Genomic DNA, 20,227 nt, shown 5'->3' with positions numbered 1-20,227 from the left:
GGACAGGTCCGATCACGAGGCGTACGGGATCGGGCACGTGCTGTACAGCCGATGGACACCCTGCGGCAATGGTGCGGAAACGGACGGGAAATGGCACATCGGGCATCCTCCGGCAGTGGACCGCGACATGACGGTGCGGTCAGGGCGCGCAGGGTGACGGGTAGTGCGAGCATCGACACGGGGCGTACACGCGCGCGGCTGCGGTACGCGTGTTGGTAGGCGGAAGGTGAACGGCCACCGCGAGGGGCCGAGGAGAGAGTGACGATGACCGAGGCACGGGGGCCGGCCGGCCTGAACGGCACAACGCACACTCGGCACGCGCCCGGCGTTCCCTGCTGGGTGAGCCTGATGGTGCACGCAATGGACACGACCCAGGAGTTCTACGGAGAACTGTTCGGCTGGCAGTTCGAGCCGGGCCCACAGCAGCTCCCGCGGCAGCTCGGCCCCTCCGCGCGGGCCCTGCTGGACGGTCACGAGGTGGCGGGCATCGGGCAGATGCCGCCCGACCAGCATCTGTCGATCGCCTGGACGCCGTACTTCGCCTCGAACGACGTGAACCAGACCGCCGAATCGGTACGGCACTGTGGCGGCACCGTGGGTGTGGGTCCGCTCGACGCGGGCGACGCCGGGCGGCTGGCGATCGGTCTGGACCCGACCGGCGCGGTCTTCGGGATCTGGCAGGCGGCGGCGCATCTGGGCACCGGGATCATCGGGGTGCACGGCACGCCTGCCTGGATCGAGCTGGTGACCCGCGACACCGAGAGCGTCGTCAAGTTCTACCAGGGGGTCTTCGGGCACGAACTGGAGCCCGTCGTCTCGGCCGACTTCGACTACGTGACCCTCCAGTCGGGCGGCCGCGCGGTCGCGGGCATCCACGGCGTCGGTCACGGCCTGCCCCGCGACCGCGGCCCGCACTGGCTGACGTACTTCGAGGTCACGGATGTCGACGCCGCCACCGCCCAGGTCACCGAGCTCGGCGGGCACATCCTCAGGGCCGCCCACGACTCGACCTACGGGCGCGTGGCCACGGTGGCGGATCCGGAGGGCGCGGTGTTCTCGGTCATCCACACCGACCGCTGACGGGGCCGCCGGAGCGGACGGCCGGTCGATGCCGGACGGCCGGTCGGGCTGCCGCTCCGGCGGACGGCCGGCGGGGGCGGTCCCGACGCGGTCAGACGGAGGCGATCGGGAGCACGTCCGGGGAGAGGGCACCCGCGCGGGCGGTCGCCGCCGTCATCCGCCGGCGGTGGTGCCGACGGCACAGGACCTCGTAGCCCACGTTCTCCGCCTGGTTGACGTCGCCGACGACCACCTGGGCGCCCTCGACGACCATTTCGCCGCCTATCGTGCGGGCGTTGTGGGTGGCACGCGCGCCGCACCAGCACAGGGCCTCGACCTGGAGGACCTCCACCCGGTCGGCCAGCTCCACCAGGCGCTGCGAGCCGGGGAAGAGCTTGGAGCGGAAGTCGGTGGTGATACCGAACGCGAAGACGTCGATGTCCAGTTCATCGACCACCCGTGCCAGTTGGTCGATCTGCAGGGGAGCCAGGAACTGGGCCTCGTCGGCGATCACGTAGTCCGCGCGACCGCCCTGCGAGAGGTGCTCGACGAGATACGCGTACAGGTCCTGGTCGTCGGCGACCTCCACCGCGTCCGTGACCAGACCCAGGCGTGAGGAGAGCTTGCCCTCGCCCGCGCGGTCGTCGCGCGTGAAGATCATGCCCTGCAGGCCCCGGGCCGAACGGTTGTGCTCGATCTGCAGAGCCAGCGTCGACTTCCCGCAGTCCATCGTTCCGGAGAAGAACACCAGCTCGGGCATGGGGAGTTGAGCACCTTTCGGCGAGAAGGAAGGACGGACGGGGAGGGGTCAGGAACGTACTTCCAGGAGCGGGACGTGCTGCTCCGCCGATGTCATCGAGCCGTGGTTGCCGACCATCGCGGACTCCTTCGGCTCCCGCTCGGTCGCGATGATCAGGACGTCGTCCCGGGCCGCCGCGACGACATCGCCGATACGGGCGTACACCCGTTCGTCGACATGGGGTCCGAACCAGCCCGCCGCGATCGCCTCGTCGCGCGAGGCCACCCAGAACTGCTCGCCGAGCACCTCGCGCCAGCAGGTCAGGACGTCCGCCTCGGCGCCCGGGACCGCGTACACATGCCGGGCCCGGCCCTCGCCACCGAGCAGCGCGACCCCGGCACGCAGCTCCCAGTCCTCGTCGAAGTCGATGCGGTGCTGCTCGTCGAACGGGATGTCGACCATGCCGTGGTCCGCGGTGACGTAGAGCGCGGAGCGCGGCGGCAGCTGCTCGGCGAGGCGCTGGACCAGCCGGTCGACATACATCAGCTGGCCGCGCCAGGGGTCCGAGTCGACGCCGAAGCGGTGGCCCTTGCCGTCCACCTCGGCGTAGTACGTGTAGACCAGGGAGCGGTCGCCCGCGGCGAGTTGCGCGGCCGCGAAGTCCATACGGTCCTCGCCGGTCAGCCGGCCGTGGAAGGTGCCGCCGCTCAGCGCGACCTTGGTGAGCGGGGTGTTCTGGAAGGTGGGGGACGAGACCTGGGCGGTGTGCACTCCGGCCGCGTCCGCGAGCTCGAAGACCGTGGGGTACGGCTGCCAGGTGCGCGGCTGCGTCCACGGGGTCCAGCGGAGCTGGTTCATCAGCTCGCCGGTCCCGGGGTTGCGCACGGTGTACCCGGGCAGACCGTGCGCGCCGGGCGGCAGGCCCGTGCCGACGGAGGCGAGGGAGGTCGCGGTGGTCGCCGGGTAGCCGGCCGTGATCGGCCGTCCGGTGCCGCCCCGGGAGGACGCCAGGAGCGACGCCATGAAGGGGGCCTCGTCGGGATGCGCCTTCAGTTGCTCCCAGCCGAGACCGTCGATCAGGAAGACGCAGTTGCGGTCCGCGCCGGTCAGCTCCGGTATGGCGGCGGTCATACCGGGGACCGACATGCCCGCGGCGAGCGTGGGCAGCAGATCCGCCAGCGATCCCGCGCCGTACTCGGGGACGGGCGCGGACCCGATGGCCAGGGGTTCCGGGTGTTCCCAGGTGGAGAGGGCCATCAGTGCGCGGGGTCCGCGGTCGCCTCGGAGAGGGACTGCGCGAAGGCCAGGGCCTGGCGGACCGTCTCCGGGCCGTCCCCTGCCTCGCTGACGCGCAGGCTCAAGTCGTCGGCCGTCGAATTGCCGGTGTAGCCGTGGTCCGCCTCGCAGTTGGGGTCGCCGCAGGCCGCGGGCTCCAGGTCGATACGCGCGACCGCGCCCCAGCCGATGGTCAGGACGACCTCACGGGGCAGGGTGCCCGGCGCGTACGACTCGGGGTTGGCGACGACACGGCTGACCACGACCGACGAGATCCGGCCGAGCTTCACGGACTCCGTCGACGTGGTGGCGTAGGGCGTCGGCGAGGTCGTGTCCGCGTTCTGCTCGTCGGTGTGGCTCACGATGAAGCGGTTGCCGGTCAGGACGAGCACGGTGACGTGCCGGCGCACCTCGTTGGCGTCGAACGTCGTCTCCTGGTGGACCAGGTACGACCGGATGGCCTCGCCGCCGATCGCGGCCTCCACCGCCTCGGCCACGAGGGCCGGGTAGTAGCCGCTGCGCTCGATCGCCGCTCGCAGCCCCTGGGTCGTCGTACTGGTCTTGGCCATGACGTCCATCCTACGGGGGCCCACTGACTGCGAGGCACCGCTCGTGGGTCTCTGTCGTGGACGGATCAGAACGAAGGCGGGACGGCACCGGTGCGGCGCGGGGCCGCCGCTCAGACGACGGGCAGTGTCCGGGGGCCGAGGTCGCCGCGGAGGGGGGCGCGGGCCAGCCGTACGGTGGCGCCGAGCACGCTCAGGCCGTGCGGGGCGACGACCACGGGCTCCAGGGAGACTCCGACGACCTCCGGATGATCGTCCACCAGGCGCGACACCCGCAGCATCACCTCTTCGAGGGCCGCGGTGTCGACCGGTGCCGAGCCTCGCCAGCCGAACAGGAGCGGCGCCGTCCGGATCGACCGGACCAGCGAGCTCGCGTCCCGGTCGGTGACCGGAATCAACCGGTGCGCGGTGTCCCCCAACAGTTCCGAGGCGGCTCCGGCCAGGCCGAACGAGAGCACCGCACCGGCCGCGGGGTCGATGACGGCCCGTACGACCGTGTCCACCCCGCGCGGCGCCATGCCCTGCACGACCGGCCGCAGCTCCTCAGGCGTTCCGAAGAGCTCGGTCAACTCCGCGTACGCCCTGTGCAGTTGCTCCTCGTTCGCCAGGTCCAGGCGTACTCCGCCGAGGTCGGCGCGGTGCCGCAGGTGCGGGGCGGTGGTCTTGAGGGCCACGGGGTAGCCCAGGGCGCGCGCGGCCGCGGCGGCCTCGCCGGGCGTCGGTGCGGGCAGCGCGCGGCGTACGTCGACGCCGTACCGCGCGAGCAGCGCGCAGGTGTCCTCGGCCCCCAGTGTCAGCCCGGTGCCCCGGGACAGCAGCGCGTCGATCTGCTCGGCGGCGCCCTTCTCGTCGATGTCCTCGTACTCGGGCACCTTGCCGGGCTCGGCCGCCTCGCGTCGCCACTGGGCGTACTTCACGGCTTCGGCGAGCGCGCGGACGGCGCGCTCGGCGGCGGGGTAGGCGGGGATGAGGCGCGTCTCGTCGGGGGCTCCGGTTCCGGCGGACGGCCGCCGCGGGTCCTGCCGCCCGACAGGGGCGGAGTGCTCGCCTGGCCGGGCGGCGTCCGTGGTGCCGGCGGGCCCGGGACCGGTCTGCGGGGCCGTACTGGCGGCGGCGGACAGCGCCTCCGCGAGCCCGCCGAGCTCGACGTGCGCCACCAGTACCGGCTTCGCCGGGGACGAGGCCGAGGCCGAGCGCAGCGCCTCGGCCAGGGCCGCGTCCCGCACGGAGGTCTCCCCCACCGCGGGGATGGCCGTGACCACGACGGCGTCGCACCTGTCGTCGGCCAGTGCCCGCTCCAGCGCCCGGTGGAAGTCCTCCGCCGAGGCCGCCGTGGTCAGGTCGAGCGGCGGCAGCGGCCGCAACCCCTCCGCGAGGCACGCGTCGAAGGTCAGCAGTCCCAGCGACTCGGAGTTGCCGAGGATCGCCACCCGGGGGCCGGGAGGGAGCGGCTGGCGTGCCAGCAGAAGGCCCGCGTCGACCAGCTCGGTGATCGTGTCGACCCGGATCACCCCGGCCTGTGCCAGCAGCGCGGAGACGGTGGCGTGCGGCAGCCGGGTGGCCCGTACCGCGTGCCCCTGGGGAGCGGCGGCGTGCCGGGCACCCTGCACCACGACCAGCGGCTTCGCCGCCGCCGTCCGCCGTGCCAGCCGGGTGAACTTGCGCGGGTTGCCGATGGATTCGAGGTACATGAGGGCGACGTCGGTGTCCGGGTCGTCGTACCAGTACTGGAGGACGTCGTTGCCGGACACGTCCGCGCGGTTCCCGGTGGAGACGAACGTGGACACGCCGGTGACGCCCGTGACGCCGCCGCCGCGCCGGTGCAGCCGGGACAGCAGGGCGATGCCGATCGCGCCGGACTGGGCGAACAGGCCGATCCTTCCGGGGCGTGGCATCTCCGGCGCCAGGGAGGCGTTCAGGCGCACGTCGGGAGAGGTGTTGATGATCCCGAAGGTGTTGGGGCCGATGATCCGCATGCCGTACGTACGGGCCTGGCGGACGAGTTCGCGCTGGCGCTCGCGACCGCCGGGGCCGCTCTCCGCGTACCCGGCGGAGACGACGACGAGGCCCTGCACCCCGTGCTCGCCGCACTCCGCGACGACCTCGGGGACGTACGGCGCGGGCACGGCGACGACCGCGAGGTCGACGTGCTCGCCGATGTCGCGGACGGAGCGGTGCGCGGGAACCCCGTCGAGCTCCTTCTCCTCGAGGGACTTGTTCACCGCGTACAGCCGGCCCGTGAAGCCGGCCTCGCGGAGATTGGCGAGGACGCTGCGGCCCACCCCGCCGGCCGTACGTCCCGCGCCGATGACGGCGACCGAGCCGGGCGCGAGCAGCCGCTGCACGGAGCGGGCCTCGGCGCGCTGCTCCCGCGCGCGCTGCACGGCGAGGGAGCGGTCGGTGGGTTCGAGGTCGAACTCCAGGCGTACGACGCCGTCCTCGAAGTGCCGCTTCTGCTGGTACCCGGCGTCCGTGAACACTTTGATCATCTTGGTGTTGGCGGGCAGCACCTCGGCGGCGAACCGGCGGATGTCCCGTTCCCTCGCCACCGCGGCGATGTGTTCGAGGAGGGCCGAGGCGACGCCGCGGCCCTGGTGGGCGTCCTGGACGAGGAAGGCGACCTCGGCCTCGTCGGCGGGCGCGGAGGCGGGCAGGCCACCGGCACCAATGCGGTCATAGCGTACGGTGGCGATGAACTCGCCGCCGATCGTGGCCGCGAGCCCCACCCTGTCCACGAAGTCGTGGTGCGTGAAGCGGTGGACGTCCTTGGCGGACAGGCGCGGGTACGGCGCGAAGAAGCGGTAGTACTTCGACTCGTCCGAGACCTGCTCGTAGAAGCTGACCAGGCGCTCGGCGTCGTCGACGGTGATGGGCCTGACACGGGCCGTGCCTCCGTCACGCAGCACCACGTCGGCCTCCCAATGGGAGGGGTACTCGTGCCGGTCCGACGAGGTCTGCATGGGGCCCAGAGTACGGCTCGCGTCCGTCAGCGGCGCGAGGCAGGCTAGGGGCAGCGGATTCGGATCCAGGCCGGGGTCCGAAGCCGGGTCCGGGGCGGGTACGACACCCGCTTCGGGCGCGCTTCACTCTATGGAACACTGGTCTAGACAACCCTGAACCCCTGAAGGGCAGCATCACATGGCTGAGCGCCGCGTCAACGTCGGCTGGGCCGAGGGCCTCCACGCCCGTCCCGCCTCCATCTTCGTCCGGGCGGCCACGGCCTCCGGCATCCCCGTGACGATCGCCAAGGCGGACGGCAACCCCGTCAACGCGGCCTCCATGCTGGCGGTGCTCGGCCTGGGCGCCCAGGGCGGCGAGGAGATCGTCCTCGCCTCGGAGGCCGAGGGCGCGGACGCCGCCCTCGACCGGCTGGCCAAGCTGGTCGCGGAAGGCCTCGAGGAGCTTCCCGAGACCGTCTGAGGCGCCCCCCTCACGGGGCTCCCCCATTGACGGCGGCGAGGTTTTCCGCACCGAAGAACATCGCCCCGTTGACATATCGAAGGGCTCGCCCGAAAAAATCGGGCGAGCCCTTCGCTTTTTCGAATTACGGGCAGCAGAAATAATCTCCCGCGAATTACCCCTCTTTGTATACGGCCCCCGTGTTAATGACGCAGGCCCGTCATGTTTACGGGATGTTGCGAAGTCCTCACACGGTCCGGGCGGTCTCCCGCACCGGGAAACCTCAGCCGGTGCGCGGCCGTCGCGCGCTCGGTGTGCAGCGCCGTGATGGCCCGGGCCCGCTCGCCGTCACCGCGCGCCACCGCGTCCACGATGCCGCCGTGCTCCGCCCAGGACTCCGCCGGATCGGCGGGCGCCTCGACCGCGTACATCCACGCGATCTTGTGCCGCAGCTGGGCCAGCGTGGACGTCAGCGCAGGACTCCCGGAGGCCTGGGCGAGCGTCTCGTGGAACCAGCCGCCCAGGGAGCGCAGATCCTCGCTGTTCCCCCTCCTGGAGCGCTCCTGACCCAGCCTGACCAGGCCTCGCAGCACCTTGAGGTGGGCTTCGGTGCGCCGCTGGGCGGCCCGGGACGCCCCCAGCGGCTCCAGGAGCATGCGCATCTCCAGCAGGTCCGCGGCCTCCTGCTCGGTGGGCTCCGCCACGCACGCGCCCGCGTGCCGCCGGGTGACGACGAATCCCTCGGCCTCCAGGGTGCGCAGGGCCTCGCGCACCGGGACCCGCGAGACGCCGTAGCGGCGCGCGAGCAGTTCCTCGGTGAGCCGGCCGCCGCGCTCGTAGACACCCGCGACGATGTCGTCGCGGATCGCCGTGCATACCGAGTGCGCGGGAATGCGCATGACCGGACCTCCGCCTTAATCCCCGCGAAACGCGGTCGATTGACGCTCGTTCGGCGACTCTATTGCAGCGAGCCGGAATTTCCGATGGCGGGCCGGAATCCATGGATATTTTTTGGACAGACAGCCGTTCGAAACGACGAAGCCCCGACTCGGGTGAGCCGGGGCTTCGGAAGTGCGGACGCCGGGCGTCAGACGTTCACGCCGTGCGAGCGGAGGTAGGCGACCGGGTCGATGTCGGAGCCGTACTCCGCCGTGGTGCGGGCCTCGAAGTGGAGGTGGGGTCCGGTGGTGTTCCCGGTGGCCCCGGAGAGGCCCAGTCGGCCGCCCGGCGTGACGGTCTGGCCGAGGGAGACGCCGATGGACGACAGGTGGCCGTACATCGTGTACGTACCGTCGTGCATCCGCAGGACGACCTGGTTGCCGTAGGCGCCGCCCCAGCCGGCCGTGACGACCGTGCCCGCGCCGACCGCGTGGACCGGGGTCCCGGACGCGGCGTGGAAGTCGACGCCGGTGTGGCTGCCGGAGGACCAGAGGCTGCCCCCGGCCTTGTAGCCGGTGGAGACGTACGAGCCGGGGATCGGCGGGACGAAGGTGTTGAGACGCTTGCGCTCGGCGGCGCGGGCGGCGCGCTCCTCGGCCTCGCGCTCCTTCTTGGCCTCCTCGACGGCCTGCTTGCGCGCGGCCTGTTCGGCCTTCAGACGGGCGGCGGCCTCGTCGGCGGCACGCTGCTGCGCGGCGGCCTGCGCGTCGATCTGGGCGGCGACCGTGTCGCCTATGGTGACGGCCTGGGTCAGCCCGGTCTGCTCGACGGAGCGGTCCGCGGCGAGGGCCGGGGCGGCCAGGGTTCCGATGACACCGGTGGTGGTGAGCGCCGCGACGCCGACGGCGTTCGACGTGGTGCGCTTCACGCGGCTCGGACGACGGTGTTTCCCGGTGCCACAGGTGAACGCCATGAAGGGGCTTGGTCCTTTCCTTCCCTCTCGCCTACCGGGTTAGCTGACGGGTTCGGAGCAGGAAGGTCTCCTACGGACGCCCTCGCGGGGAGGGGGTCCGATTCACCCCAGGGACTGCGTACGGGTCCCCGGCTCCCCTGGCTCGCGCCGTACGGGGACTCGGCGATGACTGTCCGGTGCCGCGGACGCGGCGCACTGCCTGACGAACAGCCGGACCGACGCTAAGGGGGCCCTCTTTCAATCAACAAACGGATCGCGGTTTTTGTAGTGCATGCCACAGGGCAGAAAGGCAACCTCCCTATCAATACGGACAAATTGAGGGTGTTGTCAGGGCAAAAGGGGACCCGGGCGACTCTTCGGTCACCCGGGCCCCTCCGTGCTCGCGTTGTCCGCCGCGTCGTCCGCGGCGTTGTCCGCTCCGCTTCTACTCCGCGGCCACGACGGTCACTTCACCGATACCGAGCGCCTTGACGGGCTCCTCGACCTGCGTGGCGTCGCCCACCAGGACGGTGACCAGACGGTCCACCGGGAAGGCGCTCACCGCCGCCGCGGTGGCCTCCACGGTGCCGGTCGCGGCGAGCTGCTGGTACAGCGTCGCCTGGTAGTCGTCCGGGAGGTACTGCTCGACCTGGTCGGCGAGCGTGCCCGCGACGGCCGCCGCGGTCTCGAACTTGAGGGGCGCCACGCCCACCAGGTTCTGCACGGCGACGTCCCGTTCGGCGTCCGTCAGACCGTCCGCTGCGAGGGTGCGCAGCACCTTCCAGAGGTCGTCCAGCGCCGGCCCGGTGTTCGGGGTGTCCACGGAACCGCTGATGGCGAGCATCGCGATGCCCGTGCCGTCCGGGGCGGAGCGCATCACCTGGCCGAAGGCCCGCACCCCGTAGGTGTAGCCCTTCTCCTCGCGCAGCACGCGGTCCAGGCGCGAGGTGAGGGTGCCGCCGAGGCAGTACGTGCCGAGCACCTGGGCGGGCCAGACACGGTCGTGCCGGTCCGAGCCGACGCGGCCGATCAGCAACTGCGTCTGGACCGCGCCGGGGCGGTCCACGATGATCACGCGGCCGGTGTCGTCGGCGGTGACCGGCGGCACGGGACGCGGCTCGGCGGAGGAGCCCGTCCAGGCGCCGAGCGTCTCGGCGAGCAGCCCGTCGAGGTCCACGCCGGTGAGGTCGCCGACGATCACGGCGGTGGACGTGGCCGGGCGGACGTACCGGTCGTAGAAGGCGCGGACACCCGCCGCGTCGATCTTCTGGACGGTCTCCTCGGTGCCCTGCCGGGGACGGGACATCCGCGAGGTCGCCGGGAACAGCTCCCTGGAGAGCTCCTTGGCGGCGCGGCGGGCCGGGTTGGCGCTCTCGTGCGGGATCTCGTCGAGCCGGTTGCGCACCAGCCGCTCGATCTCGCTCTCGGTGAACGCCGGTGCCCTCAGGGCGTCGGCGAGCAGACCGAGAGCCTTGGGCAGGCGTGAGACGGGCACTTCGAGTGAGAGGCGTACGCCGGGGTGGTCGGCGTGCGCGTCGAGGGTGGCGCCGCAGCGCTCCAGCTCGGCGGCGAACTCCTCGGCGGAGAGCTTGTCGGTGCCCTCGGAGAACGCGCGCGCCATGATCGTGGCGATGCCGTCGAGACCGGCCGGCTCGGCGTCCAGCGGCGCGGCGAGCAGCACCTCGACGGCGACGACCTGCTGGCCCGGGCGGTCGCAGTGCAGCAGGGTCAGGCCGTTGTCCAGCGTGCCGCGCTCGGGCGCGGGGAAGGCCCAGGGCTTGGGCCGGCCGGCCTGGGGCTGCGGGTGGAAGTCCATGGTGGCGAGCTCGGTCACTTCGCCGCCTCCTCGTCGGTGTCGTCGGCGGCGTCGGCGGCGTCGGTGGCGTCGTCCGTGCCGGTGGCTTCGTCGGCGATCGGCTCGTAGACGAGCACCGCGCGGTTGTCGGGGCGCAGGCGGGCCTTGGCGACCTCCTGGACCTCCTCGGCGGTGATGTCGAGGATGCGCCGCACTGCCGTCAGGGCGAGCAGCGGATCGCCGAACAGGACCGCGTACCGGCACAGTTCGTCGGCGCGGCCCGCGACCGTGCCGAGCCGGTCCAGCCACTCGCGCTCCAACTGGGCCTGGGCGCGCTCCATCTCCTCGGCCGTGGGGCCCTCCTCGGCGAACCGGGCGAGCTCCTCGTCGACCGCGGTCTCGATGACCGGGACCTCGACGTCGCCGGACGTCTTCACGTCCAGCCAGCCCAGGGAGGGCGCCCCGGCGAGCCGAAGCAGGCCGAACCCGGCCGCGACGGCGGTGCGGTCGCGGCGTACGAGCCGGTTGTACAGGCGGGAGGACTCGCCGCCGCCGAGGACGGTCAGGGCGAGGTCGGCCGCGTCGGACGCGCGCGTGCCGTCCTCGGGGAGCCGGTAGGCGGCCATCAGGGCGCGCGCCGGGACCTCTTCCTCGACGACCTCGCGCAGCTGCCCGCCGATGGTCTCGGGCAGGGAACCGTCGCGCGGGGCGGGCTTTCCGTCGTGCCCGGGGATGGAACCGAAGTACTTCTCGATCCAGGCGAGCGTCTGCTCGGCGTCGATGTCGCCGACGACCGAGAGCACCGCGTTGTTGGGCGCGTAGTAGGTGCGGAAGAAGGCGCGGGCGTCCTCGAGGGTCGCCGCGTCCAGGTCCGCCATGGACCCGATGGGGGTGTGGTGGTACGGGTGGCCCTCGGGGTAGGCGAGCGCGGTCAGCTTTTCGAAGGCGGTGCCGTAGGGCACGTTGTCGTAGCGCTGCCTGCGCTCGTTCTTGACGACGTCCCGCTGGTTCTCCATGGACTCGTCGTCGAGCGCGGCGAGCAGCGAGCCCATCCGGTCCGCCTCCAGCCAGAGGGCGAGCTCCAGCTGGTGGGCCGGCATCGTCTCGAAGTAGTTGGTGCGCTCGAAGCTGGTGGTGCCGTTGAGCGAACCGCCCGCGCCCTGCACCAGTTCGAAGTGGCCGTTGCCCTTCACCTGGCCCGATCCCTGGAACATCAGGTGCTCGAAGAGGTGGGCGAGTCCGGTACGGCCCTTGACCTCGTGGCGCGAGCCGACGTCGTACCAGAGGCACACCGCCGCGACCGGGGTCAGATGGTCCTCGGAGAGCACCACGCGCAGGCCGTTGGCCAGGCGGTGCTCGGTCGCTGTCAGGCCGCCGGAGCCTGTCTCAGCTGTGGCCGTGTGACCCATGGGCATGTACGTCCCTTCGATCGCGGAAACTGCAGAATTCCTGCCGGTCCTGCCACTGTATGCAAGCGTGCCGACAGGTGGCGAAGTTCCCGCGCCCCGTACGCCGAGAGCGAGATTCACCTGCGGCGGGAGGGCGGGCTTCCGCCCGCCCTGAGCGAGCGGAAAGGGGCTCCGCGCAGCCCCTACGGACGGGTCGCGGTCCGCGTTGTCAGTGGGGCGGTCCACAATGGTGCGCGTCAGATCCCGTTCATGCCCCGGCAGAGACTGTGAAGGAGCCGCAGCAGCGATGGCCCGCCGCAGCACGAAGACCCCGCCGCCCGACGACTCGTACGAGGAGAAGATCCTCGACATCGACGTCGTGGACGAGATGCAGGGCTCCTTCCTCGAATACGCGTACTCGGTCATCTACTCGCGAGCCCTGCCGGACGCCCGTGACGGCCTCAAGCCCGTGCATCGACGCATCGTCTACCAGATGAACGAGATGGGGTTGCGCCCCGACCGCGGCTACGTGAAGTGCGCGCGCGTCGTCGGTGAGGTCATGGGTAAGCTCCACCCGCACGGCGACGCGTCGATCTACGACGCCCTGGTGCGGCTGGCCCAGCCCTTCTCCATGCGCCTGCCGCTCGTCGACGGGCACGGCAACTTCGGCTCGCTCGGCAACGACGACCCGCCGGCCGCCATGCGTTACACCGAGTGCCGGATGGCCGACGCCACGTCACTGATGACCGAGTCCATCGACGAGGACACGGTCGATTTCTCGCCGAACTACGACGGCCAGGAGCGGGAGCCCGGCGTCCTCCCCGCGGCGTACCCGAACCTCCTCGTCAACGGCTCGTCGGGCATCGCCGTCGGCATGGCGACCAACATGCCGCCGCACAACCTCGGCGAGGTGATCGCGGCCGCCCGGCACCTGATCCGCTATCCGGGCGCCGACCTGGACACGCTGATGAAGTACGTGCCGGGCCCGGACCTGCCCACGGGTGGCCGGATCGTCGGCCTGTCCGGGATCAGGGACGCGTACGAGTCGGGCCGCGGCACCTTCAAGATCCGTGCCACGGTGTCGGTGGAGGACGTGACGGCGCGCCGCAAGGGTCTCGTCGTCACCGAACTGCCCTTCACCGTCGGTCCGGAGAAGGTGATCGCCAAGATCAAGGACCTGGTCGGCGCCAAGAAGCTGCAGGGCATCGCCGACGTGAAGGACCTCACCGACCGCGCGCACGGCCTGCGCCTGGTCATCGAGATCAAGAACGGCTTCGTGCCGGAAGCGGTCCTGGAGCAGCTCTACAAGCTGACGCCGATGGAGGAGTCCTTCGGCATCAACAACGTTGCCCTGGTGGACGGTCAGCCCCTCACCCTGGGCCTCAAGGAGCTCCTGGAGGTCTATCTCGACCACCGCTTCGAGGTCGTGCGCCGGCGCAGCGAGTTCCGCCGCGGCAAGAAGCGCGACCGGCTTCACCTGGTCGAGGGTCTCCTCGTCGCGCTGATCGACATCGACGAGGTCATCCGTCTGATCCGGTCCAGCGAGAACTCGGCGCAGGCCAAGGAGCGCCTGATCGAGCGCTTCTCGCTCTCCGAGGTCCAGACGCAGTACATCCTGGACACCCCGCTGCGGCGCCTCACCAGGTTCGACCGTATCGAGCTGGAGTCGGAGCGCGACCGGCTCAACGGCGAGATCGACGAGCTGACCGGGATCCTGGAGTCGGACGCCGAGCTGCGCAAGCTGGTGTCCACCGAACTGGCAGCGGTCGCGAAGAAGTTCGGCACCGACCGGCGCACCGTGCTCCTGGAGTCCGGCGGCTCCGTCGCGACGACGGTTCCGCTCCAGGTGGCGGACGACCCGTGCCGGGTGCTGCTGTCCTCGACGGGCCTGCTCGCCCGTACGGCCAGCGGTGAACCCTTCGCCGAGGCGGAGGACGCCAAGCGCACCAAGCACGACCTGATCGTCTCCGCGGTGTCCGCGACGGCCCGTGGTGAGATCGGGGTGGTCATCTCCTCGGGCCGGCTGCTCCGGCTGAACGTGATCGACCTCCCGCAGCTGCCGGAGACCGCGTCGGCGCCCAACCTCTCCGGAGGCGCGCCGATCTCGGAGTTCCTGTCCTCCCTGGAGGCGGACGAGACGGTCATCTGTCTGACGACGCTCGACGAGTCGTCGCCCGGCCTGGCCCTCGGCACCGAGCAGGGCGTCGTCAAACGTGTGGTACCCGACTACCCCCTGAACAAGGAGGAGTTGGAGGTCATCACCCTCAAGGACGGCGACCGGATCGTCGGCGCGGTCGAGCTGCGCACCGGCGAGGAGGACCTGGTCTTCGTCGCCGACGACGCCCAGTTGCTGCGCTACCAGGCCTCTCAGGTCCGCCCGCAGGGCAGGGCGGCGGGCGGGATGGCGGGCATCAAGCTCACCGACGGCGCGAAGGTGATCTCCTTCACCGCGGTCGACCCGGCGGTGGACGCGGTGGTCTTCACCGTGGCCGGCTCGCGCGGCACGCTGGACGACTCCGTCCAGACCACGGCCAAGCTGACACCGTTCGATCAGTATCCGCGCAAGGGCCGGGCCACGGGTGGCGTGCGCTGCCAGCGGTTCCTGAAGGGCGAGGACTGCCTGTCGCTGGCCTGGGCGGGTGCGGCTCCGGCGCGGGCCGCGCAGAAGAACGGCACACCGGCGGAGCTGCCGGAGATGGACCCGCGCCGCGACGGCTCGGGCGTGTCGCTGGCGAAGACGGTGTCGGTGGTGGCGGGTCCGGTGTAGCGCCGGTTCAGCCCTCCGGACTCTGCTCCTGTACGTAGCGCAGGACGCCCCACATGCTGTGCTCGTCGGCGTGCGGGGCGTCCTCCTCGCACGCCGTCAGGTCCTTGCCGAGGGCGGTGGTGTCGATGCCGGAGCCGATCAGTACGAGCTGGGTGCGGCGTTCGCCGGCGGCGGCCCTGGGCTCCGGGCCGCCGGCCCAGGGCTCCGGACGGAACCGCAGGAACGGCCCGACCGCGTGCACGGCGTAGCGGTTGCGGCGGTCGTGGGCGCCGAAGTCGACGTACCCCTTGATGCGGTAGAGCCCCTCGGGCCTGCTGTCGAGGAACTCCATCAACCGCCTCGGGGAGAGCGGGACTTCGGAGGTGAAGGAGAGGGATTCGTACGCCGCGTGCAGGTGACCGGCGTGCCCTTCGCGGTCCGTGCGGCCGGCCTCGTCGTGCGTGTGGAGGTCGTCGAAGGAGAGCTGGCCGACGCGGTCCTCGCTCGGCCTGCGGTCGAAGAGGAACTCGGGGTCGACACGGCCGTGGGCGGCGGGCACGACGGCGGCGTGGTCCACGAGGTCCCGTACGGTGCGCAGCACCCGCTCGCCGCCGTCGGCGCGGTCGATCTTGTTGACGACGACGAGGTCGGCGAGGGCGAGATGCCGGTCGATCTCGGGATGCTTCTCACGCGTGCCGTCGAACTCGGCCGCGTCGACGACCTCGACGAGTCCGCCGTAGACGATCCGCGGATTCTCGCTGGCGAGCACCATCCGCACGAGCTCCTGGGGCTCGGCCAGGCCGCTCGCCTCGATGACGATGACGTCGATGCGGGCCGAGGGCCGGGTGAGCCGCTCCAGATAGTCGTCGAGCTCCCCGGCGTCGACGGCGCAGCACAGGCATCCGTTCCCGAGCGACACGGTGGAGTCCCCGAGCGCTCCGGCCACCGCCATCGCGTCGATCTCGATCGCCCCGAAGTCGTTGACGACGGCGCCGATGCGACTGCCTCCGCTGTGGTGCAGGAGGTGGTTGAGCAGAGTGGTCTTGCCCGCGCCGAGGAATCCGGCGAGGACGATGACGGGAACCTGCGGGTCACCGGGCGGGGGCCGTCCGTCCGAAGCGAACGGGACCTGCTGCGGGCTGGACTGGCTCAACGGGCGACCTCTTTCACACCGACGCGTGCACCGGCTCGTGAACCGGTTCTTCGACGAGGGCGGCTCGTGGACCGGCGCTCGTACGGGGAATGGCTGTCGTCCCAGGATACGAGCGGGAGGAATCGCCCCGAAGTGAACGATTGTTAGCGGCGCTCGCGGGGCACACGTTGGGCATGGCGCCGGGACGCGCAACCCTCACTTCCCTCCGTGCGCCTCCTCTCCGCCTCCCCGCCGATCAGAGCCGCTCGGCAAGACTGGGAGGCGGCAAGCGCGCCGCCCACCGGTCGCCGGTCCGCTCCCTGTCGCCCCACAACCGACGGCCGGCGGAACGGTCGCCTTATTCGGGGGTTGACATGGCCACACAGAACTCCGCGATACGGAGGTTCGGCTCAGGTGCCTGGGCCCGGCTCACCGCCGCGGCCGGTACCGTCACGGAACGGAAGACACGGCCGCGCAGGCGGGCCGTACTCACTGAGCAGCACCGGCTCCACTTCGATCTGTTGTGCAAGGCCATGGACGATCCCGCTCTCGCCGCGGTCCTCAACACGTACGAGACGGAGATCACCGACGAGGAGCAGCGGCAGTACCTCTTCGCGAACGCCCTGTACATCAATGCCCTGTACTTCCACCGGATCGGGGCCCTGACGCGGGCGGAACTCCACGGCCACTTCCGCATCATGTGCCAGAACCAGATCTTCCGGGCGTACTGGGCCGCGACGGAACACCACCGCAAGAGCCTGGCCGACTCCTCCGAGGAAGCCGAACTGGGCCGGATGATGGAGAGCCTGATCCAGGATCAGACCGATTCCGACACCGACGAATGGTGGGTGGTCGGCGAACCCGACGAGGGACCCCAGTAGCTCCCGGCGTCGACGGCGGAGTTGCGCGACTTCACTCCACGGCTTGTGACGGCGTCGCGCACCATTCGCGCCCCACAGGCAACGGAATTCACTCCCCTGCTTGTGATGGCTTTGCACACCACGGGCAATCGGACGCGCTAGGTTATCGTCTGCCCGCTCCGCGGGCACTCCGACGAACACCCCGCGCTCGGAGACCTTTGGCTCCGACGAACATCTCCGCCCGGAGCCGGCCATGCTCCGAGGACCCCAGAGCTCGGAGGCACCCATCAGTCCGAGCCACAAGATTGGTACCACCCCGTGAAAATCGTGCGACGTGTCGGAGCTACGCCACGCGAGCGCGGCAGCGCCACTGGTCAGTCGTGCCCCGACATCTTCGAGCTCAGTGACGGCAGTTTCGCCGTCATCGGGCGCGAGGCCACCCTGGAACTCGACCCCGAGCTTCCGCCCGACGCCGCACGAGCCGACTACGAGCGGATCGTCATCATCACGCGCGACACCCTGGTCCGCGCGAAGAAGGACATCCCCGACGTCTGACCTCGTCACCGCCAGGAGCTGACCACGGGTGATCCGCGGTCAGGATCGACCCCCTGCGGCCACGACGCCAGGCCCGGCATCCCCTGGATGCCGGGCCCTTCATGTGCCGCGGACACACACCGCCCGTCAGCGAACCGTCGGCGCCTCGGCCCGCGGCGCCGACGCCGGAGGGACAGGCACCGGCGGCACCGGCCCCACATACCGCGCGGCCGGACGGATGATCTTCGAATCCTGCGCCTGTTCCAGGATGTTGGCGCTCCAGCCGACGACCCGGGCCGCCGCGAAGGTGGGGGTGAACATCTCGCGCGGGAGGCCGCACAGTTCCATGACCACACCGGCGTAGAACTCGACGTTGGTGTGGAGTTCGCGGCCCGGCTTGAGTTCGGCCAGGATCCCTTCCACCCGGTGTTCGACCTCGACGGCGAAGCCGACCAGGGAGCCGCCGAACCCCTGGGCGATGTCGCGGAGCATCCGGGAGCGCGGGTCCTCGGTGCGGTAGACGGCGTGACCGAAGCCCATGATGCGCTCACCCGCGAGGACCCGTGCGCGGATCCACGGGTCGATACGGTCGGCGGTGCCGATCGCGTCGAGCGTGTCCAGGGCACGGCTCGGCGCGCCACCGTGCAGCGGCCCCGACAGCGCCCCCACGGCGCCCACCAGACAAGCCGCCACGTCCGCACCCGTCGACGCGATCACCCGCGCCGTGAACGTCGACGCGTTGAATCCGTGGTCAATGGTGGAGATCAAGTACTGCTCGACCGCCCGCGCCCGCTCCGCGTCCGGCTCCGCGCCCGTGAGCATGTACAGGTAGTTCGCGGCGTACGGGAGGTCCTCGCGCGGCTCCACCGGCTCCAGGCCCCGCCCCAGCCGGTAAAGCGCGGTGAGCAGCGTCGGCACGGCCGCGCACGCGGCGAGCGTGTCCGCCTGGCGCCGGTCCGCGTCGATGTCGTACAGCGGTCGGAATCCCGACGCCGCCCCGAGCAGCGACAACGCGGTCCGCAGGCCCGCGAGCGGTCCGGCGGGGCCGGTCGCCGCCGCGATCGCGGGCAGCGCCGCGCGCACCTCGTCCGGGAGCCGGCGCAGCGCCGCGGTCCGCGCGGCGAAGGCGGCACCGTGGGCCGCGTCCGGCAGTTCACCGTGGACCAGAAGGTGCCAGACGTCCTCGAACCCGCGGGTCCGCGCGAGTTCGACGGCCGAGTACTGGCGGTAGTGGTAGAAGCCCTCCAGCCCCCTGACGTCACCCAGCGCGGTCTCGGTGACGACGACGCCCGCGAGTCCTCGCGGTATGTCGACAGGGGCGGGGGCTGTCGCGACGGCAGCGGGTGTCGCGGTGGCGGGGGCTGTCGCGACGGCAGGGGTTGTCGCGGTGGCGGGGGCTTTCGCGGTGGTGCTGGCGGTGGCGGTGGCGGCCCGGTTGTTCGGCATGCGTTCCTCCCTGAACTTGATTCGACTGTCCATGCTTGACTCGATCTCTGTCAATATTGATTGGATCAATATGACGATCCACGGATACGGTGTCGCCCATGAGGGATCAGGAAACGGGAACGCAGGCGCACGCGGGCCGGCGGCTCAGCACCAGGGAGACCGCCGACCTGCTCGGCGTGAAGGCCGAGACCGTGTACGCGTACGTGAGCCGCGGTCAGCTCAGCAGCCGGCGCGACCCCGGCGGCCGGGGCAGCACCTTCGACGCCGAGGAGGTGGAGACGCTCGCTCGACGCAACAGGCGCGATTCCAGCGGGAGTCCGAGCGCGGGCGGCGAGCTGTCCGTCCGCACCCGCATCACGTTGATCGACGAGGACCGGTACTACTACCGCGGAGTCGACGCGACGGAACTCGCCGCGCGCCACTCCTACGAAGAGATCGCCGAGTGGCTGTGGACCGGACAACTGCGCCCGGGCATCACGTTCACCGCTCCGGAGGCGACCGTCGCCGCCGCCCGCCGGGCCGTCGACGCGCTGCCCGACCACAGCGGCCCGACGGACCGGCTGCGCGTCGCCGCGATCGCCGCCTCGGCCGCCGACCCACTGCGCTTCGACCTGTCGGAGAGTGCCGTCCTCGGCAGCGCGCGCACCCTCATCCCCACCCTCGTCGCCGCCCTCCCGCCGAAGCGGCACGACCACCGCGACGAGGGCCCCCTGGCCCACCGTCTGTGGCCGCGCCTCACCGGCCGGACGCCTGACGGTGCGTCACTGCGGGTCCTGGACACGGCACTCGGTCTGCTCGTCGACCACGACCTGGCCGCCTCGACGCTCGCGGTACGGGTCGCCGCGTCGGCCCGCGCGCACCCGTACGCCGCCGTCTCCGCGGGCCTGGGCGTCCTCGAAGGGCCCCTGCACGGCGCCGCGGGCGGCCTGGCCCACCGGATGCTCCTCGACGTGCTGGACCAGGGCACCGCGGCGCCGGTCGTCGCCGACGAACTGCGCGCCGGACGTCGCGTCCCCGGTCTCGGCCACCGGCTCTACCCCGGAGAGGACCCACGCGCGCGTGCCCTGTTCGCCCTCCTGGAGGAGGTACCCGGAGCGGCACCGGCCCTGGCGGCGGCGCGGGACATCGTGACCACCACCGCCCGCCACACCCCGCTGCACGCCAACGTCGATCTCGCGCTGGCCGTGTTCACGGTCTCCTCCGGCATGTCCGCCTCCGCCGCGGAGACGGTCTTCGCCGTCGCCCGCACTGCGGGGTGGATCGCCCACACCCTGGAGGAGTACGGGGAACGGCCGCTGCGCATGCGTCCGAGTGGCCAGTACGTGGGAGCGCGGCCACCACAGCCGCTCCCTGAGTGCGCCCCCTGAAGCCTCTCCACGCGCCGAATGCGCTGAGAGTGCGCCCCCGTCCACACGGCCGGGCCTCACCCTGGCCCTAGGTCGGAAGTCACCCTGGTC

At 71.4% G+C, this 20,227-nt stretch carries 16 protein-coding genes and 1 riboswitch; of the genes, 6 read left to right on the top strand and 10 right to left on the bottom strand.

The genetic code is table 11. From position 1 onward, the window contains the following. Nucleotides 1-264 precede the first annotated feature (264 nt). Nucleotides 265-1,080 (top strand): VOC family protein, encoded by an 816-nt coding sequence (locus HEP85_RS29480; RefSeq protein ID WP_329290990.1) that lies wholly within the window; start codon nt 265-267, stop codon nt 1,078-1,080. Between the two features lie 91 nt (nt 1,081-1,171). On the opposite strand, the gene HEP85_RS29475 is transcribed toward HEP85_RS29480, so the two are convergent. The 4 genes from HEP85_RS29475 to HEP85_RS29460 form a co-directional block, all read right to left on the bottom strand. After that, nucleotides 1,172-1,819, bottom strand: a complete 648-nt coding sequence (locus HEP85_RS29475) for a thymidine kinase (RefSeq protein WP_168530594.1) — start codon at nt 1,817-1,819, stop codon at nt 1,172-1,174. 48 nt (nt 1,820-1,867) lie between these two features. Then, nucleotides 1,868-3,055 (bottom strand): alkaline phosphatase family protein, encoded by a 1,188-nt coding sequence (locus HEP85_RS29470; RefSeq protein WP_168530593.1) that lies wholly within the window; start codon nt 3,053-3,055, stop codon nt 1,868-1,870. After that, complete coding sequence (locus HEP85_RS29465) at nt 3,055-3,642, bottom strand: DUF5998 family protein (RefSeq protein WP_153288156.1); 588 nt, start codon at nt 3,640-3,642, stop codon at nt 3,055-3,057. Before HEP85_RS29465 ends, HEP85_RS29470 begins: the two co-directional genes overlap by 1 nt. Before the next feature lie 110 nt (nt 3,643-3,752). After that, nucleotides 3,753-6,599 carry a GNAT family N-acetyltransferase gene (locus HEP85_RS29460; protein ID WP_369657892.1) on the bottom strand — a complete coding sequence of 949 codons (2,847 nt, stop codon included), beginning with the start codon at nt 6,597-6,599 and terminating at the stop codon, nt 3,753-3,755. 178 nt (nt 6,600-6,777) lie between these two features. Between HEP85_RS29460 and HEP85_RS29455 the strand changes: the two genes are divergently transcribed. Beyond that, nucleotides 6,778-7,059, top strand: a complete 282-nt coding sequence (locus HEP85_RS29455; protein ID WP_148010890.1) for an HPr family phosphocarrier protein — start codon at nt 6,778-6,780, stop codon at nt 7,057-7,059. Nucleotides 7,060-7,241: 182 nt separating this feature from the next. Here HEP85_RS29455 and HEP85_RS29450 read toward each other — a convergent pair whose 3' ends face one another. The 4 genes from HEP85_RS29450 to HEP85_RS29435 form a co-directional block, all read right to left on the bottom strand. Further along, on the bottom strand, nt 7,242-7,937 hold the full coding sequence (locus HEP85_RS29450) for a GntR family transcriptional regulator (protein WP_168530591.1): 696 nt from the start codon (nt 7,935-7,937) through the stop codon (nt 7,242-7,244). A 188-nt stretch (nt 7,938-8,125) separates the two neighbouring features. Continuing rightward, complete coding sequence (locus HEP85_RS29445; protein ID WP_168530590.1) at nt 8,126-8,890, bottom strand: M23 family metallopeptidase; 765 nt, start codon at nt 8,888-8,890, stop codon at nt 8,126-8,128. A gap of 13 nt (nt 8,891-8,903) precedes the next feature. Then, nucleotides 8,904-9,065: riboswitch (cyclic di-AMP (ydaO/yuaA leader) on the bottom strand. A gap of 249 nt (nt 9,066-9,314) precedes the next feature. Further along, the gene (locus HEP85_RS29440; RefSeq protein WP_168530589.1) at nt 9,315-10,703 is read right to left on the bottom strand and encodes a pitrilysin family protein; all 1,389 of its coding nucleotides are present in this window, start codon (nt 10,701-10,703) and stop codon (nt 9,315-9,317) included. Beyond that, on the bottom strand, nt 10,700-12,073 hold the full coding sequence (locus HEP85_RS29435) for a pitrilysin family protein (protein WP_168534139.1): 1,374 nt from the start codon (nt 12,071-12,073) through the stop codon (nt 10,700-10,702). Before HEP85_RS29435 ends, HEP85_RS29440 begins: the two co-directional genes overlap by 4 nt. Before the next feature lie 286 nt (nt 12,074-12,359). Here HEP85_RS29435 and HEP85_RS29430 point away from each other — a divergent pair, with 286 nt between their 5' ends. Continuing rightward, nucleotides 12,360-14,819 (top strand): DNA topoisomerase (ATP-hydrolyzing) subunit A, encoded by a 2,460-nt coding sequence (locus HEP85_RS29430; RefSeq protein ID WP_168530588.1) that lies wholly within the window; start codon nt 12,360-12,362, stop codon nt 14,817-14,819. Between the two features lie 7 nt (nt 14,820-14,826). Here HEP85_RS29430 and HEP85_RS29425 read toward each other — a convergent pair whose 3' ends face one another. Next, nucleotides 14,827-15,873, bottom strand: a complete 1,047-nt coding sequence (locus tag HEP85_RS29425; protein ID WP_248002528.1) for a GTP-binding protein — start codon at nt 15,871-15,873, stop codon at nt 14,827-14,829. A 431-nt stretch (nt 15,874-16,304) separates the two neighbouring features. Here HEP85_RS29425 and HEP85_RS29420 point away from each other — a divergent pair, with 431 nt between their 5' ends. Both HEP85_RS29420 and HEP85_RS29415 read left to right on the top strand, forming a co-directional pair. Beyond that, nucleotides 16,305-16,811 carry a DUF6082 family protein gene (locus HEP85_RS29420; protein WP_168530586.1) on the top strand — a complete coding sequence of 169 codons (507 nt, stop codon included), beginning with the start codon at nt 16,305-16,307 and terminating at the stop codon, nt 16,809-16,811. 297 nt (nt 16,812-17,108) lie between these two features. Then, nucleotides 17,109-17,345: a hypothetical protein gene (locus tag HEP85_RS29415; RefSeq protein WP_168530585.1), complete on the top strand. Its 237-nt coding sequence runs from the start codon at nt 17,109-17,111 to the stop codon at nt 17,343-17,345. Between the two features lie 126 nt (nt 17,346-17,471). Here the strand turns inward: HEP85_RS29415 and HEP85_RS29410 are convergent, their stop codons facing one another. Continuing rightward, nucleotides 17,472-18,770, bottom strand: coding sequence for a citrate synthase (locus HEP85_RS29410; protein WP_168534137.1), 1,299 nt, complete (start codon nt 18,768-18,770; stop codon nt 17,472-17,474). Between the two features lie 98 nt (nt 18,771-18,868). Between HEP85_RS29410 and HEP85_RS29405 the strand changes: the two genes are divergently transcribed. Then, on the top strand, nt 18,869-20,137 hold the full coding sequence (locus HEP85_RS29405) for a citrate synthase family protein (RefSeq protein WP_211118088.1): 1,269 nt from the start codon (nt 18,869-18,871) through the stop codon (nt 20,135-20,137). Nucleotides 20,138-20,227 lie beyond the last annotated feature (90 nt).

The sequence above is a fragment of the Streptomyces sp. RPA4-2 genome, assembly GCF_012273515.2.
In the GTDB taxonomy this organism is placed as follows: Bacteria; Actinomycetota; Actinomycetes; order Streptomycetales; family Streptomycetaceae; genus Streptomyces; species Streptomyces kaempferi.
This window is presented reverse-complemented; position numbering and strand designations above follow the sequence as displayed.